Raw genomic sequence first — 24,848 nt, 5'->3', positions numbered from 1 at the left:
TTAAAGATGAGTGATATCTATGCGCAGTTCATAAAAAAGGAAACCACAATGAGTGAATATACCGGTGTACACCGCGAGGTGATGAAAGACGGGGCGATCAAACATGTGCTGATCCGCGATGCGGCGGGCAATGAGCAGTCGATAGCCGCAAAAGATTACATTTCGCAGGGGATCGAGCCAGATCTGAATGAGTTGCCCGAAGTGGGCACTGACAGTGACTTTCCGGTCGCGGGCAAAGGCTGAAAACTCGTTAGTTGCGTCAATTTTCCCCGCAGAAATTCTGCGGGGATTGAGGTTCTACACGCCTAAACGATCGCGCAGCGAATAGTACGCCGCGCCGAGCATGGTAAACGGCACCTGGAAGTTGCGGCCACCGAAGAACGGCATGTGCGGCAGACGGGCGAACGCATCGAAACGTTCGGCGTCGCCGCGCAGCATTTCGGTGATGAGCTTCCCGGCCAGATGCGTCAGCGTCACGCCGTGCCCGCTGTCTCCCTGCATGTAATAGATGTTGTTTTCCAGCCGCCCAAACTGCGGCAGGCGCGATAACGTCAGCAGGAAATTGCCGCCCCAGCGGTAATCTATCTTCACGCCTTTTAGCTGCGGGAAGGTGCGGTTGAGCTTGGGCAAGATCACCGAATCGATATTCGGCGGATTTTTGCCGCCGTAGGTCACGCCGCCGCCGTACAACATGCGGTTGTCCGCGGTCAGGCGGAAATAATCGAGCAGGTAATTACAGTCTTCCACACAGTAATTGTTTGGCAAAAGCGATAACGCGATGTCATCCGACAGCGGTTCCGTCGCCACAATCTGCGAGCCGCACGGCATGCTGAGGCGCGTAAGGCGCGGCGCCAGCTGCTGACTCAGATAAGCGTTGCCCGCCAGAATCACATATTTGGCTTTTACCTGACCTTTCGCGGTATACACTAATGCCGGTTCTCCGTGGTCAATACGTGTCACTGCCGAGCCTTCAAAAATACGCCCGCCATGACGGCGCACCGCTTCGGCCTCGCCCAGCACCAGATTCAGCGGGTGAAGATGACCGCCGTTTTTATCCAGCAGGCCGCCGACATAACGGTCGGTGGCGATCTCGCGGCGTACGGCAGTTTCATCCAGCAGCCGCAGTTCGGTATGACCATAGCGATTCCACAACTTTTGCTGATCGCGCAATTTCGTAAGCTGGCGCGCACTGAGCGCGGCAAAAATACAGCCGGGGCGATAGTCGCAGTCGATGGCGTACTGGTCGATGCGCTGACGGATAATATTCGCGCCTTCAAACATCATGCTGCCGAGCATATCGGCGGTCTGACGTCCGTAACGTTCTTCAATCACATCTATATCGCGGCTGTAGGAATTAACGACCTGTCCGCCGTTTCGTCCGCTGGCGCCCCAGCCGACGCGGGCGGCTTCGAGCACCACCACGTCGTAACCGGCTTCGCACAGATATAAAGCAGAAGAAATGCCGGTATAACCGGCACCGACAATACAGACATCGCACTCAATATTGTCAGTCAGTTCCGGCCACGGCGCATGGTTGTTGGCGGAGCTGGCGTAATAGCTGTCGGTGTGGGGCACACCGGCAGCGCGGGGACTTCCTGTTTGAGCACTCATGGTGACATCCTTCTTTGGGTTCCCGTTGCCTCGCCCGGAGTCGATGACAACTAGAAGGTATTAGGGGTATGTGCGCTAACAATCCTGCAAATCCGCGTCGAAATATTACTAAAGCTGTGAGGGTTCGCGGTGTTAATGGCATAACTTTGCCCCGCACGCAGCGGGTAACTCTGACCGTTGACGGTTAAGATGATTTCTCCTTCTAACAGGGTGCCGACTTCCTCGCCCTGATGCTTGATCTTATCGCCGGTTGTGCTGCCGGGTTGATAGGTTTCCAGCAACATGGCGACGGTATGGTTCGGTGTGCCGTTGTGGACCATGCGCATGGACACGCCGCGGCTGCCGATTTCGATTAAATCCGCCGCATTAATCACGATCCGCGGCTCGTTGCTCTTATGTTCCTCGGCGAAAAATTCTGAAAGTGACAGCCCGTAAACCCGCAATAACTTTTGCAACGTACTGACGGCGGGGCTGACTTTGTCCTGTTCGATGGTGCTGATGGCGCTGTGGGTCAGGCCAGACAACTCGGCGGCTTTGCGTTGGGACATACCGAGTTGCTGGCGAATTTCAGAAAGCCGGCGACCAGGCGCCAGACTGACTTCGCTCATCCGTTTATTCCTCTCGTGCGCTCCGGGCCTGATGGCCTTTGCGACAGGCAGCGATAAAAGCCTCAAACAGCTGGCGGGATACGGGATCCGTCAGACTGTGCCATTCCGGATGCCACTGCACACCAAGGGCAAACGGATGATTGCGGACACTCACGGCTTCCACCAGATTGTCCGGTGCGCGTGCTTCCACGGTCAGCACGTCGCCCAGACGGTTGGCTCCCTGGCCGTGAAGGGAGTTCACCTGAAACTGCTGATAATCGGGTAACAATTCCGAAAGTAAGCCGCCGGGTTCAATATGCACCGGATGCACCAGCGCGTACTGCTCGTCGTGCGGCAACGAAGTGTCTTCGCGGTGGTCCATATAGCCCGGCACGTCCTGCACTTTACGGTGCAAACTGCCGCCGGTAGCAACCACCAGTTCCTGCAATCCACGGCAGGCGGCGAACAGCGGGATTCTCTTCTCCAGCGTCGCACGGATTAACTGCAAACTCAGGCGGTCGCGGCCGGGATCGGCCAGATCCTCGACACCTTCTTCACCGTACTGATAGGGCTCAATATTGCTGGGGCTGCCGGTGAGGAAGATGCCGTCCAGACCGCGCAGAATCTGGTCTATCGCGCCTTCGCGTGCTGCCAGTTCATGCGGAAGACAGACGGGAAGGGCATCGGCATTAAAGATGGCGTCCAGATATTTTTCATGGACAGTCAGAGCAGGGTTTTCATCGACAGTGTTCTCACACATAACTACCCCAATGACCGGTCTGTAGCGCGTCTCTTTTCCCGTGGATGTCGTGGAAAATATATTGCCCATAATACCGCCTCGTTGAGTAGATGAATTTGCTGACAGCACGCGCCTCCCCGCACGAAACTGCTCAGAATATTGACCTGTTATTGACCAATTTAGCAGCGCTGTGGTCGCTTTTCAAACGGATATGTTGCGATAATGTAGGTGTTGCAAATAATTAATGTTAAGGCTAGGGTTAATCATATGGGTGCAAATGGCCGTTATTTTGAGCAATGAACGGTTTGAGCATACGGTTTGAGCATAAAAGGCTTGAGCACATTCGAGAGGATCGCGACAACATGAGAGCACTGCGTTGAACAGGGTAATGACCCGGTAAAGATAACCGGCTGGCATCATGGTGGTGCCTGATATGCCGGAAACCAGCAAATGGCGGAAAACCTATGCAAGCGACTGAACTGATGAACGAAATCAAGAAAGAGATTAGCGAACCCCTCGCTAAGCACGCTGAAGAGCGAAGTAGCGCGTTCCAGGATGAAGTAACTCAGTACCTGGAGCGTCACCCGCAAACCCTTCACGTCGACGTCCTGCTCACCGATCTCAATGGCTCCTTCCGCGGCAAACGCATTCCCGTCTCAGCACTCCGTAAACTCGAAAAAGGCTGTTATTTCCCGGCATCGGTTTTCGCCATGGACATTCTCGGTAATGTCGTGGAAGAAGCCGGATTAGGCCAGGAACTGGGCGAGCCCGACCGCACCTGTATCCCGGTTCCCGGCACCTTGACGCCCTCGGCTTCCGACCCTGAACATATCGGCCAGTTGCTTCTGACTATGCTTGACGAAGATGGCACTCCCTTTAACGTTGAACCACGCAATGTGCTGAACCATATCTGGCAAACATTGCGCCAGCGGGGCTTGTTCCCGGTGGTAGCGGTAGAGCTGGAGTTCTATCTGCTTGACAGGCAGCGCGATGCGGAAGGTTACATTCAGCCGCCGTGTACGCCGGGGACGCAGGAACGCAGCATGCATACTCAGGTTTATTCCGTCGATAATCTGGATCACTTTGCCGATGTGCTCAGTGACATTGACCGTCTGGCACACATTCAGGGATTACCTGCGGATGGCGCGGTGGCGGAATCTTCTCCCGGCCAGTTCGAAATCAATCTGCACCACAGCGAAAACATTCTGCGCGCCTGCGATTACGCCCTGATGCTCAAACGTCTGGTGCGGCTGGTCGCGGAAAATCACGATATGGACGCCACTTTTATGGCGAAACCGTATGACGAATATGCGGGCAGCGGTATGCACATCCATCTCAGCGTGCTCGACGACAACGGTAAGAACCTGTTTGCCGGTGCCGGTGGCGAAGATTCTGAGCTGATGAAACGCTCTCTCGCCGGAATGATTGCTTTAATGCCAGCCTCGATGGCGGTATTAGCGCCTAACGTCAATGCTTTCCGCCGCTTCCAGCCGGGCATGTATGTGCCGACGCAGGCGTCGTGGGGCCATAATAACCGTACCGTTGCACTGCGTGTCCCGTGCGGCGGAACTGCCGATCACCGTGTCGAATACCGCGTGGCCGGTGCTGATGCCAACCCGTATTTAGTGGTCGCCACCGTGCTTGCGGGCATGTTGCATGGACTGGATAACGACTTGCCGTTGCCGGAACCAGTGACCGGTAACGGTCTGGAACAGGAAGGTATTCCGCTGCCAATCCGCCAGAGCGATGCCCTGTATGATTTTGACGATCAGCCGGCGCTGAAAAAAATCCTTGGCGAGCGTTTCTCGCACGTTTATCACACCTGTAAATCGAACGAGTTGTTGCAGTTTGAACGGCGCGTGACGGAGACGGAGATAGACTGGATGCTCCGCAACGCGTAGCACGGTTAACGAATCCGCGCATTATGTTCAATACTGGAAAAGAATTTGTAACGCAACGCGTCTGAATGTTGTCATTTATGCGTGATTTGTGCAAAATACGCCGCACTGCAGATAACCGACGCTTAAAGGCGCCGGTTATTTTTTTATATATGCAGTACCCAAACTAATTCAACAGAGGCCGGACCCAGATCCGGATAGATAACAAGGTTCGTGTGCGATCCCAAATTAAAAACGGTCGCCACTATGAGGAAATGTAATATGGGGCAATACTTCAAACCTGTACCGGTGCCCGCCGGTACTACTTTCAGCTGCGGCCACATTCGCACAGCCTTCACCTCCGCGTTCAGCGACGTGAAGATCACTCCCCCGTTTACTGGTAATAACTCACGAAGTTTTCCCTGTATGTTGCTTTCAGAGGTGTTTAAGCGCCCGGTGTTTGCAATTCAGGGAGGGCTGAACCATGTCTGCTAATGCATCTGCCGCTCCGGCCACTCAGCGTGTACAACTGCGTAAAACCCTGACTCTGGTTCAGGTTGTGATGATGGGGCTTGCCTATCTGCAACCGATGACCATTTTTGATACGTTCGGCATTGTGTCCGGCCTGACCGATGGTCACGTCGCGACCGCGTATATCTTCGCGCTGATCGCCGTTCTGTTTACTGCCGTGAGTTACGGCAAACTGGTGCAGCGTTTCCCGTCTGCCGGTTCTGCTTATACTTACGCGCAAAAAGCCATCAGCCCGCACGTCGGCTTTATGGTCGGCTGGTCATCACTGCTGGACTACCTGTTCATGCCGATGATCAACATCCTGCTGGCGAAAATTTACCTGGAAGCCATCTTCCCGGGCGTACCGTCATGGATATTCGTGGTGGCGCTGGTCGGCATGATGACCGCGTTCAACCTGCGCGGCATCAAGGTCGTTGCCAACCTGAACAGCATCATTGTTGTGGTGCAGGTGGCGATCATGGTGGTGTTCCTGGGTCTGTTAGTCCGTGGCGTTTACATGGGCGAGGGCATGGGCACGCTGGCGACCACCAAGCCGTTCTTCAGTGAGAATGCGCACGTGGTGCCGATGATCACCGGGGCGACCATTCTGTGCTTCTCGTTCCTGGGCTTCGACGGTATCAGTTCGTTGTCAGAAGAAACGCCAAACGCGGGCAAAGTCATCCCGAAAGCGATTTTTCTGACCGCGCTGATTGGCGGCATCATCTTCGTCGTGGTGTCTTACTTCCTGCAACTGTACTTCCCGGACATTTCGCGCTTTAAAGATCCGGACGCGTCACAGCCCGAAATCATGCTGTATGTGGCAGGCAAGTTCTTCCAGTCCGTCATTTTGTGCTTCAGCTGTGTGACCGTTCTGGCATCGGGTATGGCGGCGCACGCCGGTGTTTCGCGTCTGCTGTATGTGATGGGCCGTGATGGCGTGTTCCCGGAAAAACTGTTCGGTTATGTGCATCCGAAATGGCGTACCCCGACGTTCAACGTCCTGCTGGTCGGCGCTGTGGCGATGTCTGCGGTGACCTTTGATCTGGTGACGGCGACTGCGCTGATTAACTTTGGTGCGCTGGTGGCGTTCACCTTCGTGAACCTGTCGGTGATTTCACAGTTCTACATCCGTGAAAAACGTAACCGTACGCTGAAAGATCACATCAACTATCTGGTCTTACCGGTGATAGGTGCGCTGACCGTCGGTGCGCTGTGGCTGAACCTGGAATCGAGTTCGATGACATTGGGCTTAGTCTGGGGCGCGATTGGCCTTGGGTATCTGGCGTTTATCACTAATGCGTTTCGCAAGCAGCCACCGCAGATGAGCGGGGAGATTGCACCGGAAGCTTGATTTTTGCCCTTTGAAAAGGGCAGGAAACTTTCTTTGCAGATGGCCGCTGCAATGGCGGCTCTACTTTAAAAGCCTCTGCAAAAGAGGCTTTTAAAGTAGCTTAGTGAAAGTTTCGGTTTTTCAACAACGGTTGTCATACAGCTTTTCGCGCCGAAACCGACGAGAGAGGAAAGTGCTTTTCCTCTCTCGACTCTCCTCGCTTTTTTCACTGCGCGCTTCGCTTGTTACAATGTTTCAGGTGCTATTGCGACAGGCTGGAAATCTTGCCGCTGCGCGGTACCTTCTCTCGGTCTTCGAGCCAAAGGTCTCGAAGCCGCTCCGTTCAGCAAGATTTCTGAACCGCCCGCACGATCTTAAATTCATAGGCAAACGGTTTTTATCTTTTAGAAATGTTGATTGGCGCGATCAAAAATGGCACCGAATGAACGGTTCGAGACCAGAGGCTCGAATCCTGAAGTTCGGGAATCGCATAGCGATGACATTTTGCGCCATTCACTATTGCCACAGGATATGTCCGTCGTGCCAGCGATAGCGAGCAGTAAAAAAGCGGGGAGGAATCCAAAGGAGGGAAAGCACTTCCCTCCTTTGGGCGGTTTCGGCGCAACGAATTAAGTGATCACTGCACGTGAGAAACCGAAATTTACTCGGTCAGTTTTTAACGATGGGTACTCACTGCTTTTGAAAAACCGAAATTTTCACTATTCCAGAAGGGGCCTTTGGGGAATCCCCAAAAATTAACCCACCAGTTTCTTCCCATATTCAAACAGCGCCTTGAGAAGCGCCATCTTCTCAACATCCCCCTCATGCAAGTTATACAGCGCCTCAAGCTCTAACGCATAATTCTGAAAACGTTCGTCAGTGAGCTTCGTCTGCCGGTGCGCCATCCATCGCTTTTGCTCGGCATCTGTCAGCGTGGCAGGGTAGTTGCGCGCACGGAAACGGAACAACAGCGGCTCAATGCGGGAATCGTTAAAGGTCAGATCCAGCGCGGGGAGATTCTCCGGGCGGGTTTCCAGAATGATGCGCATCGCGGCGCGGTCGGCATCGCTGAAGAAACCGTCGTACAAACGGGTATCCACATCATCGGACGGCGTAAATGGTTCGGCTTCGGCAAACATCGTGACCACTTTCTCCCGTACCTGCGGGTTCTGACGCAGCAGTTGCAGATTCTCAAGACAGCGCTGACGATCTATGCCCAGATGTTCGGCATTTTCCGGCAACAGCGTTTTTGCCGGTGCCAGCACCGGACATTTATTGATATGTACCAGCTTAATCGGCAGCGGAGATTGCCCGGCCTGTAACGCGTCGCGGCGGCTGTACAAACGCTCGCGCATTTCATCAGGATTGAGATCTAACAGCGTCGACATATCACCGGCCAGATCGCACATGATCACAGCGTTCTTGTTTTCGGGATGCCATGCCAGCGGCGCGACCCACGCGGTATTGCCGCGCGCGGCACCAAACATACCGGAAACATGCACCAGCGGGGCCATCGAGGGAATGTCGATCAGCGTATTCAGCTTATGCTTGCTGCGGTGTTCGAGCAAAAAGCTAAACAGACGTGGCTGCGCCTGTTTCACCAGCTTCGCCATCGCAATCGTAGCGTACACGTCGGCCATTGCGTCATGCGCATTCTCGTGTTCAATGCCGTTGGCTTTGGTCAGATGTTCGAGGCGGAAACTCGGGAAACCGTCATCATTTTCCGGCCAGTTGATTCCTTCGGGGCGCAGCGCATAACAGGCACGCATCACGTCCAGCAAATCCCAGCGGGAATTGCCGTTCTGCCAGCTGTAGGCATAAGGGTCGTAAAAGTTGCGATAAAGGATATTACGGCTGACTTCATCGTCGAAACGGATGTTGTTATATCCGACAATGCAGGTGCCCGGTACGCTGAAGGCTTTATGGATCTGCGCTGTGAACTCAGCTTCGATCACGCCGCGTTCCAGCGCGATTTGCGGGGTAATACCCGTGATCATCACCGCTTCCGGTTCTGGCAGATAATCATCAGAAGGGCTGCAATAAATGACCAGCGGTTCTTCAATGATATTGAAATCTTCGTCGGTTCTGACACCGGCAAACTGCGCCGGTCTGTCCAGCGCCGGATTCTTGCCGAAAGTCTCATAGTCATGAAAATAGAAGGTTTTTTGCGGTTTATCTGACATTAGTTAAGCAGGCCTTATTCAGTCGAAGGCACTTTACGCCAGCGTGATATTTCTGCGAGTCACGCGTGCAAAGCAAAGAGGAAATCACTGCCACAGAGAATACCATGGCTGAGGAAGATACTGAATGTTGGCAGGTTACGTGCGGTTCAGGAACCTCAGTAGCCCGACGTTTCCAGCGCGGCGACGAGGGTTTCGGAGGTTATTTGATCAACGCGCTTGCCCGGTGACAAAATCTGGGTGGCTTTATCATAATCCGGCCCCCACACAATATTGTTCTGATATCCCTGACCATACACTTTGTTGTTGTATAAACAGATAAGATTTTTATTATAAACCTTACACAAATGCACCACGGAAGTGTCGGGGGAAATAACCAAATCAGCGGCTTTAATCAGCGCGGCAGCATGCAGGAAAGAAGGGGACGAGAATTTAATTCCTGAAGCATTATCTATTTTTTCCAGCTGAGCTGGGGTGCCGATATACACCACCGTATTTTGAGCGTCTTTCGCCAGATAAGTTGTTATTCCTGCCAGTTGAGCCGGTGACATATCGCGGGCTTGCTCGGTGGAGTATGGATTAATGACCACTAATTTTCCCGGACTCAGCGTGCTTAAAAACTGTGCTGTTGTGGCTTCAATCTCTGCCGGAATAGTCAGCGCATATTGCCACACAGGATCCGTATAGCCCAGCGTATTAAGAACGGCTCTGTGACGCCAGCTGGTATGGTTATGCGGCTGATGGTAATCGATTGATATATCGTAAATCTTGTATTTTTTCTGGTTCAGCGTCAGTGCGATTTTCGGATTCAGCGCTTTAATGATTTTAAATCTGAGCGGACTTAAATGGTTTTTATCATTGATATCAATCAGCAGGTCATAGGATTTAACCGGCATCTTTTTCAGGTCACTGGTTTTTTCAAAAACAATCACACTGTCGACCAGCGGGGAATGCTCGAAAATAAATGCCGTTCTTTTTTCGCACAGCATAGTGATGTTGTGCCCCTGCTGATGTAAGGCATTGACCAGGCCGCTCATGACAATCGCATCGCCAATACCAAACGCATTGCAGAGCATGACGATATTCATCTTCTCTGAGAAGGGTGCCGGTTCGCGACGTTTTATTTTATCGAGGAATAATAACTGGGCGTCGAGTTTGACTTTTTTCAGGAAAATATTCTTTTTCCTGTTTAAATGCCTGAGTTTTTTAAACGCCATTCCTTGAATTTCCTAATTTAAGCAAGATGAAAATATTTCATAACATATTATAACTGTCAGAATTATTTTCTGATTTTACCTAGCCGCAATCCGCCAAGTCAATCTTGCCCCCGGCGCCTTTCACGTTTAACTGCATTCCTTTCCTCATTTTCCACTATCAATCGGCCAAAACCCTGACATAACCGGGGTGAATGCCTGTGGTAACTCGGCTAAACTACTGCCTACTTTGAATTCAAGCCTTACGGCAGGCCTAACGTGCGTCTCGACAAGAAAATTTCTCCGCTGGATAACGTCATTTACCGTAATTACCGCATTACTCACGGGCTGCGTATCGCCGTGGCATTTTTGCTGACTTTTGTGATCGTGCGTCTGACTGAAATCCCCGAGGGCACCTGGCCGCTGATCACCATGGTCGTGGTGATGGGGCCGATTTCGTTTTGGGGAAACGTCGTTCAGCGCGTGCTTGAGCGTATCAGCGGAACCGTTTTAGGCTCGGCTTCAGGGCTGATTGCCTTATGGCTCGAACTGTATTCCTTTCCGCTGATGATGGTGTGGTGCGCTGTGGTGATGTTTGTCAGCGGCTATCTGACCCTCGGTAAACGCCCTTATATGGCGCTGTTGATAGGTATTACGCTGGCGGTGGTCTGTGGCGCAGGGCCGGGTGATATGAATACCGCGCTGTGGCGTTCCGGCGATGTGATTTTCGGTTCCCTGCTGGCGCTGCTTTTCGCCAGTATTTATCCGCAGCGTGCGTTTATTCACTGGCGTATACAGATGGCCGATTACCTGATGTCGCTGAATAAACTCTACAGCGCGTGGTTGTCGCCGAACATGCTCGAGCGTCCGCATCTGCACGGTAAAATGAAAACGTCTATGAGCCAGATGATCAAGATGCGTTCGCTTTTCGCGCCTGCCAGTAAAGAATCACATATTCCGCGCGAAGTGTTTGACGCAATCCAGACGCTGAGTCGCAATCTGCTGTGTACGCTGGAACTGCTGGCCGATGCTTACTGGAGTTCACGCGAAAGCCACTTCCTGATGCTCAACGCCCGCACCTTGCGCAGTGCGCAGTTGCTGATGCTCAGCACGCTGGAAAAACTCAGTCTGATGCTGATGAACGGTACGAAGGGTGATGAGCTGACTATCAATCATCAGCTCAATGAATCTGCTGAAGAACTGAAAGCGCTGATGGCAGAAATGAACGCGGCAAATCATCTGGAAGCGCAGGTCTACGGTTATGTATGGCTGAGCGCGCAGGTGGCGGAACAACTGAAGTCTATGGGCGACCTCATCACCATGACGATGCAGAAAGAAGAAGCTCAAATAAACAGCGTTAAAACAACGAAAGCATGAAGGGATTTTTGTCTGTGGCCTAAAACGGGTAAGATGAAGCCATTGGACGATTATCTGAGCTCGCAGGCCAGTGTTTGCTACGCTACTCTTCAGGTGGCAAAAACGGGTTGCGACAAGTCAGTCACTGAATCTGTGTAACTTAATCGAAGGTGTTAAAATGGACAATATCAATAAGCCGAGTTTCCAGGACGTTCTGGAGTTTGTGCGCATTTTCCGTCGTAAAAACAAATTACAACGCGAAATTGCTGACAACGAGAAGAAAATCCGTGACAACCAGAAACGTGTTCTGCTGCTCGACAACCTGAGCGATTACATCAAGCCAGGGATGAGCATCGACGAAATCCAGGCAATCATTGCCAGCATGCGCGGCGACTATGAAGATCGTGTAGATGATTACATCATCCGCAATGCAGACCTGTCGAAAGAACGTCGTGAAATGTCCAAAAAGCTGAAAGCGATGGGCGAAATCAAAGCCAACGAAACCAAGTAATTTCGTCGCTTCTCAAAGCAAAAACCGGGTTGATACCCGGTTTTTTTACGCCTGTGATTTACGTTCAGGATTAAGCCTTATTCCAAAACCCTTACAGGTTTACCGGCCAGAAACGCCTGAATATCTTCCACGGCTTCGGTGAAATACACCTGATAATTGCCATCGGAAACGTAGCCCAGATGCGGCGTCGCCAGTACGTTGGGTTGTGTTCTGAAAGGGTGGTCAGCGGGCAGCGGTTCGACATCAAACACATCCACCCCGGCACCGGCAATCACACCGTTTTGCAACGCATCAAGCAGGGCGGGCTGATCAACAATCGCGGCGCGTGAGGTATTGATCAGCAGAGCGGAGGCTTTCATCTTCGCCAGTTCCTGCGCACCCAGCAAGTTGCGCGTGCGGTCGCCGAGCACCAGATGAATGGACACCACGTCGCTGGTTCGCAGCAACTCTTCTTTCGATGCGCATAACGTCACGCCATGTTCTGCGGCGCGTTCTGCGGTAAGATTCTGGCTCCAGGCACAGACGTCCATGCCAAACGCTTTCGCTATCTGCGCCACTTTCTGACCAATTTTTCCCAGCCCCAGCAGACCCAGTCGCTTGCCGCTCAGGCCAAAACCGACCGTGCTTTGCCACGGGCCATTCTGGCGCAGCGCATTATTTTCTGTGACCAGATGCCGCGCCAGCCCGAGGATCAGTGCCCAGGTCAGCTCAACCGGCGCGGCCTGTCCGCTGCCGGTACCGCAAACGGTCACGCCATGTTTTTTTGCCGCAGCCAGATCTATGGAAGCATTGCGCATACCCGAGGTAATCAGGAGTTTCAGTTTGGGCAGACGGGCAAACAACGCCGCGGTGAACGGTGTCCGCTCACGCATAATCACCACAATCTCAGCATCTTTCAGCGATTCTGCCAGCGCGTTTTCATCGGTAGTATGTTCAGTCAGCGCCCGGCATTCTACCTGCGGCGTCAGTGAGTGCCAGTCAGCCAGCGAAAGGGAAACGTTCTGGTAATCATCAAGAATGAGGCATTGCAGTGGCATGGAAATCCCTTATCTGAAAATAATGATAAAGAGATATAGCACTGAAACAGCCGGGACGTGAAGTGTCCCGGCCTGAGGTTATTGTCAGAAACTGTAATCGACAGCAGCGAAATATCTGCGGCCATCTTCGTTATAACTGTAGTCGTCGCGGTTGAGATCTTTATCGGTCAGATTCAGCACCCCGGCGCGTATTTTCACTGCTTTATTCACCGCATACGAACCGCCGGTGTTCCAGATGGTGTATCCGCCAGGCGTGGCGTTGCCGTCAGTGACGGTGCGGCTTTTGCCTTTATAGTTGGCGGAAAGATAGAAGCTCCAGGCATCCAGCGGTTTCCAGTCGAGCGTCGCATTGCTGGTGTGGAACGGCAGTTCGGACAACGGTTTGTTGCCGCCGTTACTCAGGTCGCGGGCGTCGTTGTAGGTGTAATTCAGCCTGAGGTTCAGCTGGTCGGTTAGCGGTAAACCAAGCTCGGTTTCAAGTCCGCGGATCCTTGCTTTATTCACGTTGTAATACTGGAAGATCGGATTGCCGCTGGCGTCGAAACCAGCAAAGTTCTGATAGGTCGGTGCCAGACTGCGGTTGGCGGTACGGATAACCGTGATCATGTCGTCGATGTCATTCTGGAACACCGTCGCACTGGCGGTCACGTCTTCCAGCAAGCCTTCCTGACCGGCGTAATACAGGCCGAATTCCACGCTTTCGCTGGTTTCTGCTTTCAGATCCTTACTGCCGACCACGTTACAACTTCCGCGGCAGGAGGCGCTTTGCCAGTCCGGGCTGAGCTGTAACAGAGAGGGCGCTTTGAAGGCTGACGCCCAGCCGCCTTTCATCGTCACGGTGTCGGTGGCGTTGTATACCAGATAGGCACGGGGACTCCAGTTGACGCCGTAGTTTTCATGGTCATCCATGCGCACGCCGCCGGTCAGCGCCAGATTTTCGAACATCCGCCACTCATCTTCCAGGAACAGCGCGTACTGATTAGCCTGCGTGCTGCCGCCGTTTTTCATGTTCACGCCGTCTTCCAGTTTGTCGTTGCGGTATTCGCCGCCAAACGTCAGGAACTGGTTGTAATCGCCGAGCGGGATCACCACTTTGCCGTCGAGGGAGTTGTTTTTCGAGGTGATGGTTTCGGCGTTTTTGTTCTCAATGATTTCACCGTAGAAACGCAGTTCGGTATTCGCTAAGCCCCAGCGACCATTATGGCCGAGCGAGTAGTTTTCGCGTTCGATACGGTTTTTATCCAGCGTGTCGGAATCGCGATCCTGACGGTCCATCCCGTAACCGAAGGTGATGTCCTGATCTTCATCCGGCGTCAGCGAGAATTCGACGTTGGCGTTGCGCGACGTGTAACCTTCGATACGTGGCTGACCGGTGCTGCCGCTGGCGGAACTGGCCTGATCTTTCTCGCGTTTACCGAGCGCCCCGTAAACTTTCACGCCCAGTAAATCGTCAACCAGCGGGCCGCTGGCGAAGAAGTTACCGTTGCCGCTGTCGCCGCGATCGCGGTGTTCCTGAACGGTGGTGTCGGCGCTGAGCGTGCCGTGCCACTTTGTGCCGACTTTGCGGGTGATGATGTTGACCACGCCACCCAGCGCGTCAGAGCCATATAAGGAAGACATCGGACCGCGCACCACTTCGATACGTTCGATAGATTCAGCGGGGATCCAGCTCAGATCGAAATCGTTATGGCGGAAAACCGCGTTGCGGGAGTTGACTCGTTTGCCATCAACCAGAATCAGGGTATAGCCGCTGCCCAGCCCCCGGATGCTGACGCCCTGACGGTTGTCACTTTCATTAGTGATTTGCACGCCGGGAACATCTTTCAGCACGTCTTTGAGGTTTTGTACCGGTTTCTTTTGCAGATCTTCGCGGGTGATCACGCTGATACTGGCGGGGGCATCTTTAAGATTTTGTTCGATGGAGGAGGCTGTCACCACCATCTGATCTTCTTTTTCTTTGACTTCGCTGGTGTCTTCCGCCATCACCGGCATCGCGGCAGCAATCAGTTGTGCGAGCAGCCCGGCTTTAACCGCCGGTGTAAATTTAACCTTAACCATTTCTTCTCTCCGTGAGATAAAAAGCCCCGGCAGCCCGGGGCAGCGTCCCTTTTACTCTGTCCAGTAAGTGCCGGTCGGTTCGACGGCGAGGAACTGTTTATAAAGTTGTTTTTGAGTTTGCTGCGGGTTGAGATCGGCAAACTTCTGCGGATAAAACGCTTTGGCGAAGACCTGCACGGCCAGCACGTTATACGGGGAATTGTAATAGTTGTGCCAGATACCAAAACTGCGGCCATCTTCGACAGCTTTCAGGGTACTGATGCCCTTACGCGCCAGCAGCGGTTTCAGACTGGCGCTCGCCTGTTCCGGCGTGGTCTGCGCGCCCAGCACTAAACCGGCGGGTTGCGGATCGCCAGCTTTTGCTGGTTTACCGCCACCGCTGACCAGATACACATCAGGCTGCGAAGCGATGACTTTTTCCAGATTCACCTGACCGAGAGGACCCGGCAGCAAAGGTTTGGCGATATTCACGCCGCCCGCCTGATCGATAAAATCACCCATATTTCCGTTACCGGCTGAGCGGCAGCATTCATCCGCCGTCGAGGCGCGCAGTTCGATAAAGACTTTCGGTTTGTCCTGCTCAGGAATGTCTTTGGTCACATCGGTGACGCGTTTGATGTTGTCCTGATAGAAGCGGATATAGTCCTGCGCCTGTTGCTCGCGGTTCAGCACTTTGCCCAGCAGTTCCATACTTGGCAGGGTGTTTTTCAGCGGAGAAGTGCGGAAATCCACAAACACCACCGGCACACCGGCTTTCTGAAGCTGGTTCACCAGCTCACTTTCTTTGCCCGGTCCGTGGCCTGATAAACCAAAGATCGCCAACTGCGGATTCAGCGTCAGCACTTTTTCCGGACTGATGCTGTCAGCGCTGGTATTGCCAATCAGCGGGATTTTGTCGATTTGCGGGAATTTCGCCTGATAGGTGGCGTAGGTTTGCGGGTCAAGCTTACGGAAATCTCCCTGCCAGCCGACAATGCGGTCGAAAGGTTTCTGGCCTTCGAGCAGGGAAAGGGCGAAGAACAACCGGCCTTCTCCGAGCACAACGCGCTGAACATCATCCGGCACAGTCACCGTGCGCCCGGCAATATCTGTCACGGTGACAGCCTGCGCCGTAACGCTTATCACACCGAGCGTAAGCCCGGCTAATCCGCCCGCCATTCGTTTACCGCACAGCGTAGTGAAAAGATTATGCTGAAAATTCATCTTCTTCCGATTCCTTTACGTTTCCCTGAAGAGGCGCTAACAATAAAAGAAACGATAACGATTATCAATGCGGTTTACATTTGAAGAGGGGAAGGAAGCCGAGGAGGGTAAAACCGCCCGGCTGGGGCGGCAGGTAAGATCGGAAGGGCTAATCCAGTACAATGCGTGGGAGTTTCTTCATTTGTCATCCAGCCCCAAACCTGGATTACATTTCATATGATCCCATCCCTGATAATTTTTTACCTCGGGGACTTTTTGCGGGAAATCCTGCCAGTTTGAAAGATATTGATAAATTAAATTAGGCATATCCTTTTCTTTGACAAAATCCAAGCCCCAACTAGGTCCGGCGGAAAGCGGGTTAAGATGTTTTGTTTCCCCGTCTATAATATAATCAATTCCCGACCCTCCTTTTCTGACGTGCAAATCATCAAACGGCGCTGAACTCACGTATAACCGCCCGTCTTTTGTCAGAAAATAACCACGGTCATTAACAACGCTGATTGATTTGGCTTCTTTGCTGCTTGGGGCGTGATCTCCAGAGATTGAAGCCACGTTCCATGTGCTGCCATAGTCTTTAGAAATCATAAGTGCTCGTGCATCCCAATGCGGTATCACTAAATAACGCTCAGAGGGGTGAATATATTTTTCTCCAAAGGCTTGATAAAACTTGTTCACTATTTCTGATTTTATACCGCGTTTTGTATCGACATAATTTAACGCCCCTTGACAATAATAACCCACTAATTCGAGATAGCGATGATCGTCAAAACGGTAAATAATTTGCGCCGGTTTTTCGCTGGTGCGGCCATAACATCCGGCAACCAGTAAAAGCGCCGCCAGACCGGCGGCAATACGTGGGCGTGTTTTCATGTTCTTTTTAATTCCTTTTCGGTCAGCGTAGGCGGCATCGGCCACTGATAAACAGGGATTTCCTGATTATGAATTTCAGGATAACGGGCCGCATGAATACGGGTGCGCGGGCCGTAATCATTAACTGCCTCGAATTTTCCCTTTGGTAAAATTTCGTCTGGTCTGTTCATATAGGGTTTTATATCAAAGGGGTTTAATTTCCCGCTGCGGTAATATTCTGCGGTATCTTCATTGGGATTATATTCCCGCCGCCAGTCCGCACGGTGCAACAAGCTTCGCCAGAATTCTCCGTCTTCAATAACGTGAGATTTGCACTGGCCGATAGCCAGATCGTAAGCCATTGCCATGGCTGGCGCTGTGTCACTCATGACAATCGATGAGTGCTGACTTAATACCGTGGATTGTGCCTTGTCGATTTCTTTTTTGATTTCTTCCGGTGTTTTTGTCCGATGGTATGAAAAATATTTTTCCCCATTAATATCAATGATGGCCGCATTTTCTACAACGGCTTGCCCTGCCGGATATAAATAGCCGCTCAGAATACGGCATTCATTCATTGTTAAAGAGTGGCCCGCCTGCATCTGAACAAAAGGATCATAGGGGGGAACCTCCCACCGTTCTGAAATTGTGGTTTGACTGGCAAGATTGGCGCTGGCGATCTCAATATCCGGCCCGCTCATTTTTGAACGGTATTTTTCGCCCCCCTGGTGGCGTTGCCCCTGCAATTCAAAAATAAATGGCTCCGGCAGTTCTTCCCCCGTCACCGTCACATCATTAAACGAGTATGAAGCGTTTGCAAACCAGTGCGCCGCGCCGGAGGCTTTCACGCCCACTAATTCATCCTGCGCGAATACCCGCTGGCGCAGGTTGGGGATGGTGTTGGCTATCTTGTCGGGGACGCCACGCCACCCGAAACCCTGTATCGGTTCAAGGGATACGGTCTGATCATTCGGGCAAAAGTAGTTATAAACCTTGCCGTAATTATTACGCCGGTGGCGCGGATCCTGATACCACGGCCCGGCCTTTTTAATGCAAATCGTATCGTAAAGCTTTTGGGTATCCGCTTCGCTGTGCAGGCCGTCGCCGCCGTCCTGATACCTTGCGTTTGTGCGCATGAGTGCGCAGAAGTTTTTAAACGTTTTTTCGCGGGCGGCGGTGGTTTGCTGATTACCCGGCAAGCCCATTTCCATGATCCGGTTTTCAAGTGAATAGGGCGAATGATTGAAAATTACGCAGTCAGCGGGATTTAAATCCTTAGATTTAACAATCATATTGGCTAACATGGTGATGATTGTCCCCTGACTGTGGGCGACGATATTGATCGCATCTTTTTCCGTTGTGGGATTTCGCCTGATTTGCATAATCAGATCGGCCAGCCGGTGCGCGGCAAATGCCTGATAAATCCGGTGCGGATTATCATAGATGGGGTGTGTGCGGTCCGGCGCGTTGTTCTGGCTCATGGCTTTGGGTATGCCCATCATTGCCCCGTTTGCGCCTGGTCCGAACATGTCCGGGATATTTGTTGTGGCGTTGGCAAAGGTGCCGCCGCCTTTGGCAAAGTTTGGGTCTAACACGTTGGCGTAATTATCAATGTTTTTTCTGTCATGTTTTTTAATTATCCATTTGTCATATTCCTGAAAAGCGTCATACGGCAGCGGCGTTTCGGGGCTGCGGTAAGTCTTTTGCATTTGCTTTATATAGTCTTCCTGATCGGCCACATAGGTATCATGATCGACCGGCTTGTAACCCCAGTAAAAAGGAATAACGGGGGACGCCACATCCGATAATACTTCCCGCTGTTTGTTATCGGTGTCGGTACATGTCTGCTGCTTTCCGTCTGCGTCCCTGATTTGGAATTCTTTCTCTGACCATTCGTGACACGTCAGATCATTGCGGCCTAATCGCTGATTCAGCCCCGCGATAATGCCTTTTTCCTGATTCTGATAGGCTTCCCCCACATCGTTAACGCCGTGAACCAAAATCACAATGCAGGGCATGGGACGCGGGACTTCGCATTTAGTTATGTACATTGACGGTCCCGCATCCGTGGGCACGCCGATGCAGCCGGTCGCCAGCCAGACCGGCGGGCGCGGTGGTGTCTTTTTTTCTGTGCTGTCTGTCATGATGATTTCCTTATTCTTTTTTGTCGTGAATGAGTTTTAACGAACAACTTTCCAGTTCTGACGGGTTCAGTAAGGGTGAATGGCCGTCAGCGTCTGTGATGCCCTGAGTTTGTACGCCATTTTTAATCAGCATAAATTTCTGGTTGGCAAGGGGGTGATCCGGTTCGCCTGCTGCGCAGAGTAAAAACTGCTGCGATAATTCGCCGTCTTTAAACACCGGTAACGCCTCCTGAATGCTGGCCGCAGGCAGATAGCGGACATCCATCGTTTTATAAAGAATGCCCTGCGGGGCTAACACCTCAACCACGCCGTTTTTTATACGAATGCCCGCGCCGCCGGACATCAGGACGATCTCATTTTTAGCATTGAAAGAAATGCGCCCGTTTGAGCTGGTGGTGATCACGTCCCCGAATGCCGTTAACTTGATTTCATCTTTTTGCGCTTTCAGGTGGATCGGTCCGCCCGCAGCGGTAAGCAAAATCCCCGCCTTGCGCACAAAGACGGAAAACAATTCCGCTGCCGCGACCGTAAAGCGGCCAAAGGCATTTAACGAGGTGTCTTTATGCGACGTGGTGATCACGTTTTCACCGGCGCTGATTTGTGCGGTTTTTGGCGTCGTCTGGACAATGCCTGCATCTGAATAGAGTGCGATCACCGGTCCGGCCAGCTTGTCAGCCGCCTGGCGTAATGCCTGTTGTTTGCCGGTGTCGGTGGCGGGGGTATCGCTGGCCGTGGTGCTGGCTGCAAGAGATTGCGCTAACTGTAAAGCCGCCTGCAGCTGTGCAACCGTCGCGGCCATGTCCAGCTGATGGCCGCTGGCTTTTGGCTGTGCTTCTGTCGTGATATGTAGCCCCAGATCCGCACGTAACGCGCCGTGTTTATCCGTGCGGACTTCGAAACCTTCCCCGCGCTGTTTTCCACCGGCGTCAACCAGATGGCCTAAATTCGCCTGCGATTTGCCATATTCCGTGGCAAGCTTGATATGTTCCTGACCCCGCTTATCCTCCATCCTCAATTTATTATTTCGCTGTGTGCGGATCACGTTGCGCGAGTTGTTGCGGCTGGTGACCAGATCGGGGTTTGTGGCGTCGTGCAGGGCATGGGCTATATAGGGTCTTTCCGGATCGCCCCCCTCAAATGCTATGGCGACTTCGGTATTATCCTGCAACGGGAAATGGAAACCGTAAGTATCACCGGCATAAGGGCGGGCCAGCCTGACCGGCAGGCTTTCGTAGCCTTTTTTCCATTCATCCTGTAAATCAAAATGAAACTTCACGCGGTAACGCCCAAAGGCGTCAATGTGCGCTAACGTGTCGTTGATTTTTAACGCTGAAATACGGGCGGGAATAGTGCCGGAAATGCAGGGGCGCGGCAGACGTTCAGGCCGGAAGCACACATCTTCACTGTAAGGAATGCCGCTTAATTCTGACCTGTACGCATTTTTGCGCGAACCGGTCGCCGTCATGGCCGTAACGACAAAGCTGTTTTTAAAGGCTTCGGAAAGGTTGCCATCAATCACTAATTCAGTGCCTGGCGTGATCTGCGGGCTGTCTGTTATCCCTGTCAGCTGGTGTTGTTCATTAAGTAAAAGTTCATGGCGAATGCGGGCATAAAAAGCGCTGGTCTCAGCGGTCTGGCCGCGCCCGTGCGAGTACTTGTCTCCGGGTATCTGATGTATGTCCGCATAAATGTACTGCGTACCCTGCGTTTTTTCGTCAGTGCGGGTTACGTCTATGGTTTCTGTGGTGGTGTCATAGTTGCGCAGCGGGTAATAGTAGTTTTTTGTCATCACGCTGGCCGGGACGACGTGATGACGGGATTTCAGTTCGCGGATCGTATAATCATTGCCTGACATTCCGGCCTCGTTATACAGGCGGATAGCGTGATTAAACAGGTACTGACTTTGACTGTCTGCAAAAACCATCATGACAATGTCGTCATGCTGCGGGTGTTTCCCAAAGCGGAACCAGATCCCCACCTCAGAAAGCAAACGGCGGATAAACTGTAAATCCGTTTCCCCCCATTGTGTGATCATTTCACGGCGGGGATAAACCCACGCCAGATCATCAAAATTAATTTCGTAACCTTCGAAATGATGCTCTTTGAGTATTTGTTTCACTAATTCCGGTACAGAAATATCCTGATAAATCGCGGAGCGCCGCGTATTATTCATCAGAGCCATAGGATGAGATAAAGTTATTTCATAAAGGGATTCGTCTGCGGAGGTACTGATCCGCTGAAATGCAGTAATGACTCCTTCGACCTGCCGGTTTTTTTTCCAGTATGCTGAACCGGGTAAATAAGCAGACCAGGCCGGATCCGGTATGCGCATCTCGAAAGAAGCGTATTGTTTTAACAGGCTTGCGTCGGGAATATCCTTCTGATGTGACGTGAAGCGGATAACGTAGTAATAAGGCGTGCTTAAGGCGTCATATCCGGTGAATGATTCAATATCAGCAATAACGTCAGAATTAAATAAGTGAAGTAAATAACGGTTTTGACTATTAACAGGATTAAAAATTTCTTTCGCGAGTGAAATGACATGACCGGCCATGTTTTTATTTCCTTGTGCTGGATATCCTTTTTTAAACCGGTGCTATTATAGCGCCCGGAAGACTTAATAAATAAAGGGAATTAAAAATGAAGCAACCATTAATCGTCACCGGAGATACCACAACGCACGGCGGTACATTAAGAGAGGGAGAATATGATTTTAAAGTTGATGGTCATTGTGCCGTGCTGACTGGTCACGGTTTTTTATGTCCGCTATGTGCAGTGAGGTCAGTTTTTCTGACCGGCGCGCCAAATATCCTGATCAACGGAAGGCAGCGCATCAGGCAAGGGGATCAAGCCACCTGCGGCGCAAAAGCCCTGCACAGGGGAAGCGGTGTGAATGAGTTTGAAGGTTGAAGGGGTGTTTAAAAGATACTGGTAAAACCGCCCGTGAAGGGCGGTCTGAATAAATTAATGCAGATGTGAAAGGCTGGGCGCGCTGATGCGCAGACCGTCTTCGCTGAAGACCATGCAACGCTTGGCGTCAAACCAGGTGGTCAGACTCTGATAAGGGTTGAAGGCCATGTCGCCCGGCAGCAGCATTTTAAAACCGTCTGTGCCGTAACACTGACCGAACAGATAGGTGCTGTTCCCAAGCCGCTCAACCACTTCGCAGTTAAATTCCAGCACGTTTTCGGTTTCCTGCGACAGCAGATGTTCAGGACGAATGCCGAGCGTGACTTTATCGCCTGCGGCCAGTTCACGGGTGCTTAGCGCCAGTGAAAGGGTTTTCTCCGGCGTCAGTCGCACGTCAAGCCGTTCCGGCTGCCAGCTCAGCACCTCCGCAGGCAGGAAATTCATCTTCGGCGAGCCGATAAATCCGGCCACAAACTGATTTACCGGGTTGTAGTAAAGATCCATCGGTGCGCCCATCTGCTCGACTTTGCCGTAGTTCATTACCACGATTTTATCGGCCAGCGTCATGGCTTCGGTCTGGTCGTGCGTCACGTAGACCATGGTAGTTTTCAGTTCCTGATGCAGTTTGGATATGTGTAAACGCATATCCACACGCAGTTCGGCATCGAGGTTAGACAGCGGTTCATCGAACATAAACACCTGCGGATTTCGCACGATGGCGCGACCGATGGCGGTGCGCTGGCGCTGACCACCGGAAAGCTGTTTCGGTTTTCTGTCCAGCAGATGAGAAAGCTGCAAAGTTTTGGCGACCATCTCAACCTGATGGCGGATTTCTTCTTTCGGCACACCGTTCACTTTCAGGCCGTAACCCATGTTTTCAGCAATCGTCATGTGCGGATACAGCGCGTAAGACTGAAACACCATCGCCACACCACGCCGTGAAGGGTCGACGTCATTCACCCGCTGCTCGCCAATGTAAACGTCTCCTTCCGTAATATCTTCCAGCCCGGCAATCATGCGCAGCAGGGTGGATTTCCCGCACCCGGACGGCCCGACGAAAACGGTGAATTCGCCGTCCTCAATATCAATGTTGATGCCATGCAACGTCACTGTCTTATCGAAACGTTTGACCACATTTTTAAGTCTGATGCTGGACATGTTTGACCTCATAAAGAATTCATACCGCTGATGTTTCGGACTATAACCACCTTGTGTAAGCGTTTGCACAAGCGGGTTCGAATTTTGGAGAGAAGATCACACAATGCGCATCTTTTTGTAGTGATTTATGGCTTGTAAGTTTAACGTATAACATAGTTTTTATGACGGCATTAACCATCAATAAATCAGGTTGTAACGGGTTTTTAATGTTAATGATGGATTTGGTGTCGCTGCGTATCCTACAAAAATGTTATACCTTCACATTCAGGAGCAACAATGAAAATTACACACCTTACTGCCCTGGTACTGATGTCATTAAGTCTCAGCAGTCAGGCCGTCCGGGCAGCAGAGGGACAGTTACTTGTCTGGGAAGATATTAAGAAATCTTCCGGTATTTCCGATGCGGTGAAAGATTTTGAAAAAGAGAACAACGTCAAAGTCGTTGTGCAGGAAACGCCTTATGCACAACAAACGGAGAAATTACGTCTGGATGGTCCGGCGGGAATCGGCCCCGACGTGGTGGTCATTCCCAATGACCAAGTAGGCACGGCGGTGGTGCAGGGATTACTGGCACCGCTGACCCTTGATAAAGCGTTTACCGACAGCTTTACGCCATCGGCGATTAACGCATTTCAGCTGAAAGGCCAGACCTACGGCGTGCCGAAAGCGGTGGAAACGCTGGTGCTGATTTACAACAAAGATTTGCTGCCACAGGCTCCGGCGACGCTCGACGAGTATTACACCTTCTCCAAAGAAGAGCGGGCGAAAGGTAAATACGGCCTGCTGGCCAAGTTTGACGAAGTGTATTACGCCTATGGTGCGATGGCTTCCATGGGCGGCTATATCTTCGGTAAGGATGGCAAAGGCGAAATCAACGTTGAAGATATCGGCCTGAACAAACCGGGCAGCATCGAAGCCATTACTTACCTGAAAAAATTCTATGCCGACGGATTATTCCCGGCGGGGATTGTCGGTGATAACGGCCTGAATGCCATCGATTCGCTGTTTACTGAGAAGAAAGCGGCCGCGGTGATCACCGGCCCGTGGGCATTCCAGCCGTATGAAGCGGCGGGCATCAACTACGGCGTGAAAGCGCTGCCGCTGTTGCCGAACGGCAAACCGATGAGTTCATTTCTCGGCGTGAAAGGTTATGCGGTTTCGACCTACAGCAAGCAAAAGCCGCTGGCCGAGAAATTCATCACCTTCATCAACCAGCCGAAATACGCCAAGGTGCGTTACGAAGTGACCAAGGAAATCCCGGCACTGACGGCGCTGGTTAACGATCCGATGATTAAAAACGATGAAAAAGCCAACGCGGTAGCCGAGCAGTCAACCCGCGCCACGGCGATGCCGGGTGTACCAGAAATGCAGGAAGTCTGGGGCCCGGCTAACAACGGTATCCAGCTGGGTGTGACCGGCAAACAACCGGTTGACGCCGCCCTGAACGACGCGGTGAAAAATATCCAGATGCAAATCGAGGCAGCGAAAGCCAGCAACGAGTAATCCGTTAAACGCAATTATTTCGGTTAAACATCCGTACTTCTGAAAGGAGGGCGTGAATTCACGCCCTCACCAGTGAAAGGAACATCTTTGTG

The 24,848-nt window shown here is 52.0% G+C and carries 19 protein-coding genes; 7 read left to right on the top strand and 12 right to left on the bottom strand.

Going from position 1 to position 24,848, the window contains the following annotated elements:
* Positions 1–48 precede the first annotated feature (48 nt).
* Complete coding sequence (locus EC840_RS10785) at positions 49–243, top strand: hypothetical protein (protein WP_112291939.1); 195 nt, start codon at positions 49–51, stop codon at positions 241–243.
* Positions 244–297: 54 nt separating this feature from the next.
* Here EC840_RS10785 and EC840_RS10780 read toward each other — a convergent pair whose 3' ends face one another.
* From EC840_RS10780 to puuD, 3 genes are read right to left on the bottom strand one after another with little or no spacing between them, the layout of a single operon-like run.
* Entirely contained in the window at positions 298–1,611 is a 1,314-nt protein-coding gene (locus tag EC840_RS10780) for an FAD-binding oxidoreductase (RefSeq protein ID WP_132965270.1), read from the bottom strand.
* A gap of 50 nt (positions 1,612–1,661) precedes the next feature.
* Positions 1,662–2,219 carry an HTH-type transcriptional regulator PuuR gene (gene puuR / locus EC840_RS10775; protein ID WP_112291936.1) on the bottom strand — a complete coding sequence of 186 codons (558 nt, stop codon included), beginning with the start codon at positions 2,217–2,219 and terminating at the stop codon, positions 1,662–1,664.
* 4 nt (positions 2,220–2,223) lie between these two features.
* The gene (gene puuD / locus EC840_RS10770; RefSeq protein WP_132965268.1) at positions 2,224–3,027 is read right to left on the bottom strand and encodes a gamma-glutamyl-gamma-aminobutyrate hydrolase; all 804 of its coding nucleotides are present in this window, start codon (positions 3,025–3,027) and stop codon (positions 2,224–2,226) included.
* A 392-nt stretch (positions 3,028–3,419) separates the two neighbouring features.
* Between puuD and EC840_RS10765 the strand changes: the two genes are divergently transcribed.
* Positions 3,420–4,838, top strand: a complete 1,419-nt coding sequence (locus EC840_RS10765) for a glutamine synthetase family protein (protein WP_129639393.1) — start codon at positions 3,420–3,422, stop codon at positions 4,836–4,838.
* Positions 4,839–5,298: 460 nt separating this feature from the next.
* Positions 5,299–6,675, top strand: a complete 1,377-nt coding sequence (locus EC840_RS10755) for an APC family permease (protein ID WP_112291930.1) — start codon at positions 5,299–5,301, stop codon at positions 6,673–6,675.
* Between the two features lie 734 nt (positions 6,676–7,409).
* Here EC840_RS10755 and sbcB read toward each other — a convergent pair.
* Positions 7,410–8,837, bottom strand: coding sequence for an exodeoxyribonuclease I (sbcB, locus tag EC840_RS10750; RefSeq protein ID WP_132965265.1), 1,428 nt, complete (start codon positions 8,835–8,837; stop codon positions 7,410–7,412).
* Positions 8,838–8,992: 155 nt separating this feature from the next.
* Positions 8,993–10,051, bottom strand: coding sequence for a lipopolysaccharide heptosyltransferase family protein (locus EC840_RS10745; RefSeq protein ID WP_132965263.1), 1,059 nt, complete (start codon positions 10,049–10,051; stop codon positions 8,993–8,995).
* A 255-nt stretch (positions 10,052–10,306) separates the two neighbouring features.
* On the opposite strand from EC840_RS10745, the gene EC840_RS10740 reads away from it, so the two are divergent.
* Entirely contained in the window at positions 10,307–11,404 is a 1,098-nt protein-coding gene (locus EC840_RS10740; RefSeq protein WP_112291615.1) for an FUSC family protein, read from the top strand.
* 157 nt (positions 11,405–11,561) lie between these two features.
* Positions 11,562–11,894: a DUF496 family protein gene (locus EC840_RS10735; RefSeq protein ID WP_013574907.1), complete on the top strand. Its 333-nt coding sequence runs from the start codon at positions 11,562–11,564 to the stop codon at positions 11,892–11,894.
* Positions 11,895–11,971: 77 nt separating this feature from the next.
* Here the strand turns inward: EC840_RS10735 and EC840_RS10730 are convergent, their stop codons facing one another.
* The 6 genes from EC840_RS10730 to vgrG form a co-directional block, all read right to left on the bottom strand.
* Entirely contained in the window at positions 11,972–12,931 is a 960-nt protein-coding gene (locus tag EC840_RS10730; RefSeq protein WP_132965261.1) for a D-2-hydroxyacid dehydrogenase family protein, read from the bottom strand.
* An 84-nt stretch (positions 12,932–13,015) separates the two neighbouring features.
* Positions 13,016–14,989: a catecholate siderophore receptor CirA gene (gene cirA, locus EC840_RS10725; RefSeq protein WP_132965259.1), complete on the bottom strand. Its 1,974-nt coding sequence runs from the start codon at positions 14,987–14,989 to the stop codon at positions 13,016–13,018.
* Positions 14,990–15,040: 51 nt separating this feature from the next.
* A complete protein-coding gene (locus tag EC840_RS10720) occupies positions 15,041–16,147 on the bottom strand; it encodes an ABC transporter substrate-binding protein (RefSeq protein ID WP_120161463.1) in 1,107 nt (368 codons plus the stop codon).
* A gap of 222 nt (positions 16,148–16,369) precedes the next feature.
* On the bottom strand, positions 16,370–17,062 hold the full coding sequence (locus tag EC840_RS10715; protein WP_132965257.1) for a hypothetical protein: 693 nt from the start codon (positions 17,060–17,062) through the stop codon (positions 16,370–16,372).
* Positions 17,059–19,185 (bottom strand): DUF3274 domain-containing protein, encoded by a 2,127-nt coding sequence (locus EC840_RS10710; RefSeq protein ID WP_132965255.1) that lies wholly within the window; start codon positions 19,183–19,185, stop codon positions 17,059–17,061. The genes EC840_RS10715 and EC840_RS10710 overlap by 4 nt, the downstream gene beginning before the upstream one ends.
* Before the next feature lie 10 nt (positions 19,186–19,195).
* A complete protein-coding gene (vgrG, locus tag EC840_RS10705) occupies positions 19,196–21,739 on the bottom strand; it encodes a type VI secretion system Vgr family protein (protein ID WP_132965253.1) in 2,544 nt (847 codons plus the stop codon).
* A gap of 86 nt (positions 21,740–21,825) precedes the next feature.
* On the opposite strand from vgrG, the gene EC840_RS10700 reads away from it, so the two are divergent.
* Positions 21,826–22,095 carry a PAAR domain-containing protein gene (locus tag EC840_RS10700; RefSeq protein WP_112289855.1) on the top strand — a complete coding sequence of 90 codons (270 nt, stop codon included), beginning with the start codon at positions 21,826–21,828 and terminating at the stop codon, positions 22,093–22,095.
* 54 nt (positions 22,096–22,149) lie between these two features.
* On the opposite strand, the gene ugpC is transcribed toward EC840_RS10700, so the two are convergent.
* A complete protein-coding gene (gene ugpC, locus EC840_RS10695) occupies positions 22,150–23,253 on the bottom strand; it encodes a sn-glycerol-3-phosphate ABC transporter ATP-binding protein UgpC (protein ID WP_129639764.1) in 1,104 nt (367 codons plus the stop codon).
* A gap of 276 nt (positions 23,254–23,529) precedes the next feature.
* On the opposite strand from ugpC, the gene EC840_RS10690 reads away from it, so the two are divergent.
* Positions 23,530–24,756 carry an extracellular solute-binding protein gene (locus EC840_RS10690; RefSeq protein ID WP_132965251.1) on the top strand — a complete coding sequence of 409 codons (1,227 nt, stop codon included), beginning with the start codon at positions 23,530–23,532 and terminating at the stop codon, positions 24,754–24,756.
* Positions 24,757–24,848 lie beyond the last annotated feature (92 nt).

This window comes from Rahnella sp. JUb53 (assembly GCF_004346065.1).
Classification (GTDB): domain Bacteria; phylum Pseudomonadota; class Gammaproteobacteria; order Enterobacterales; family Enterobacteriaceae; genus Rahnella; species Rahnella variigena.
This window is presented reverse-complemented; position numbering and strand designations above follow the sequence as displayed.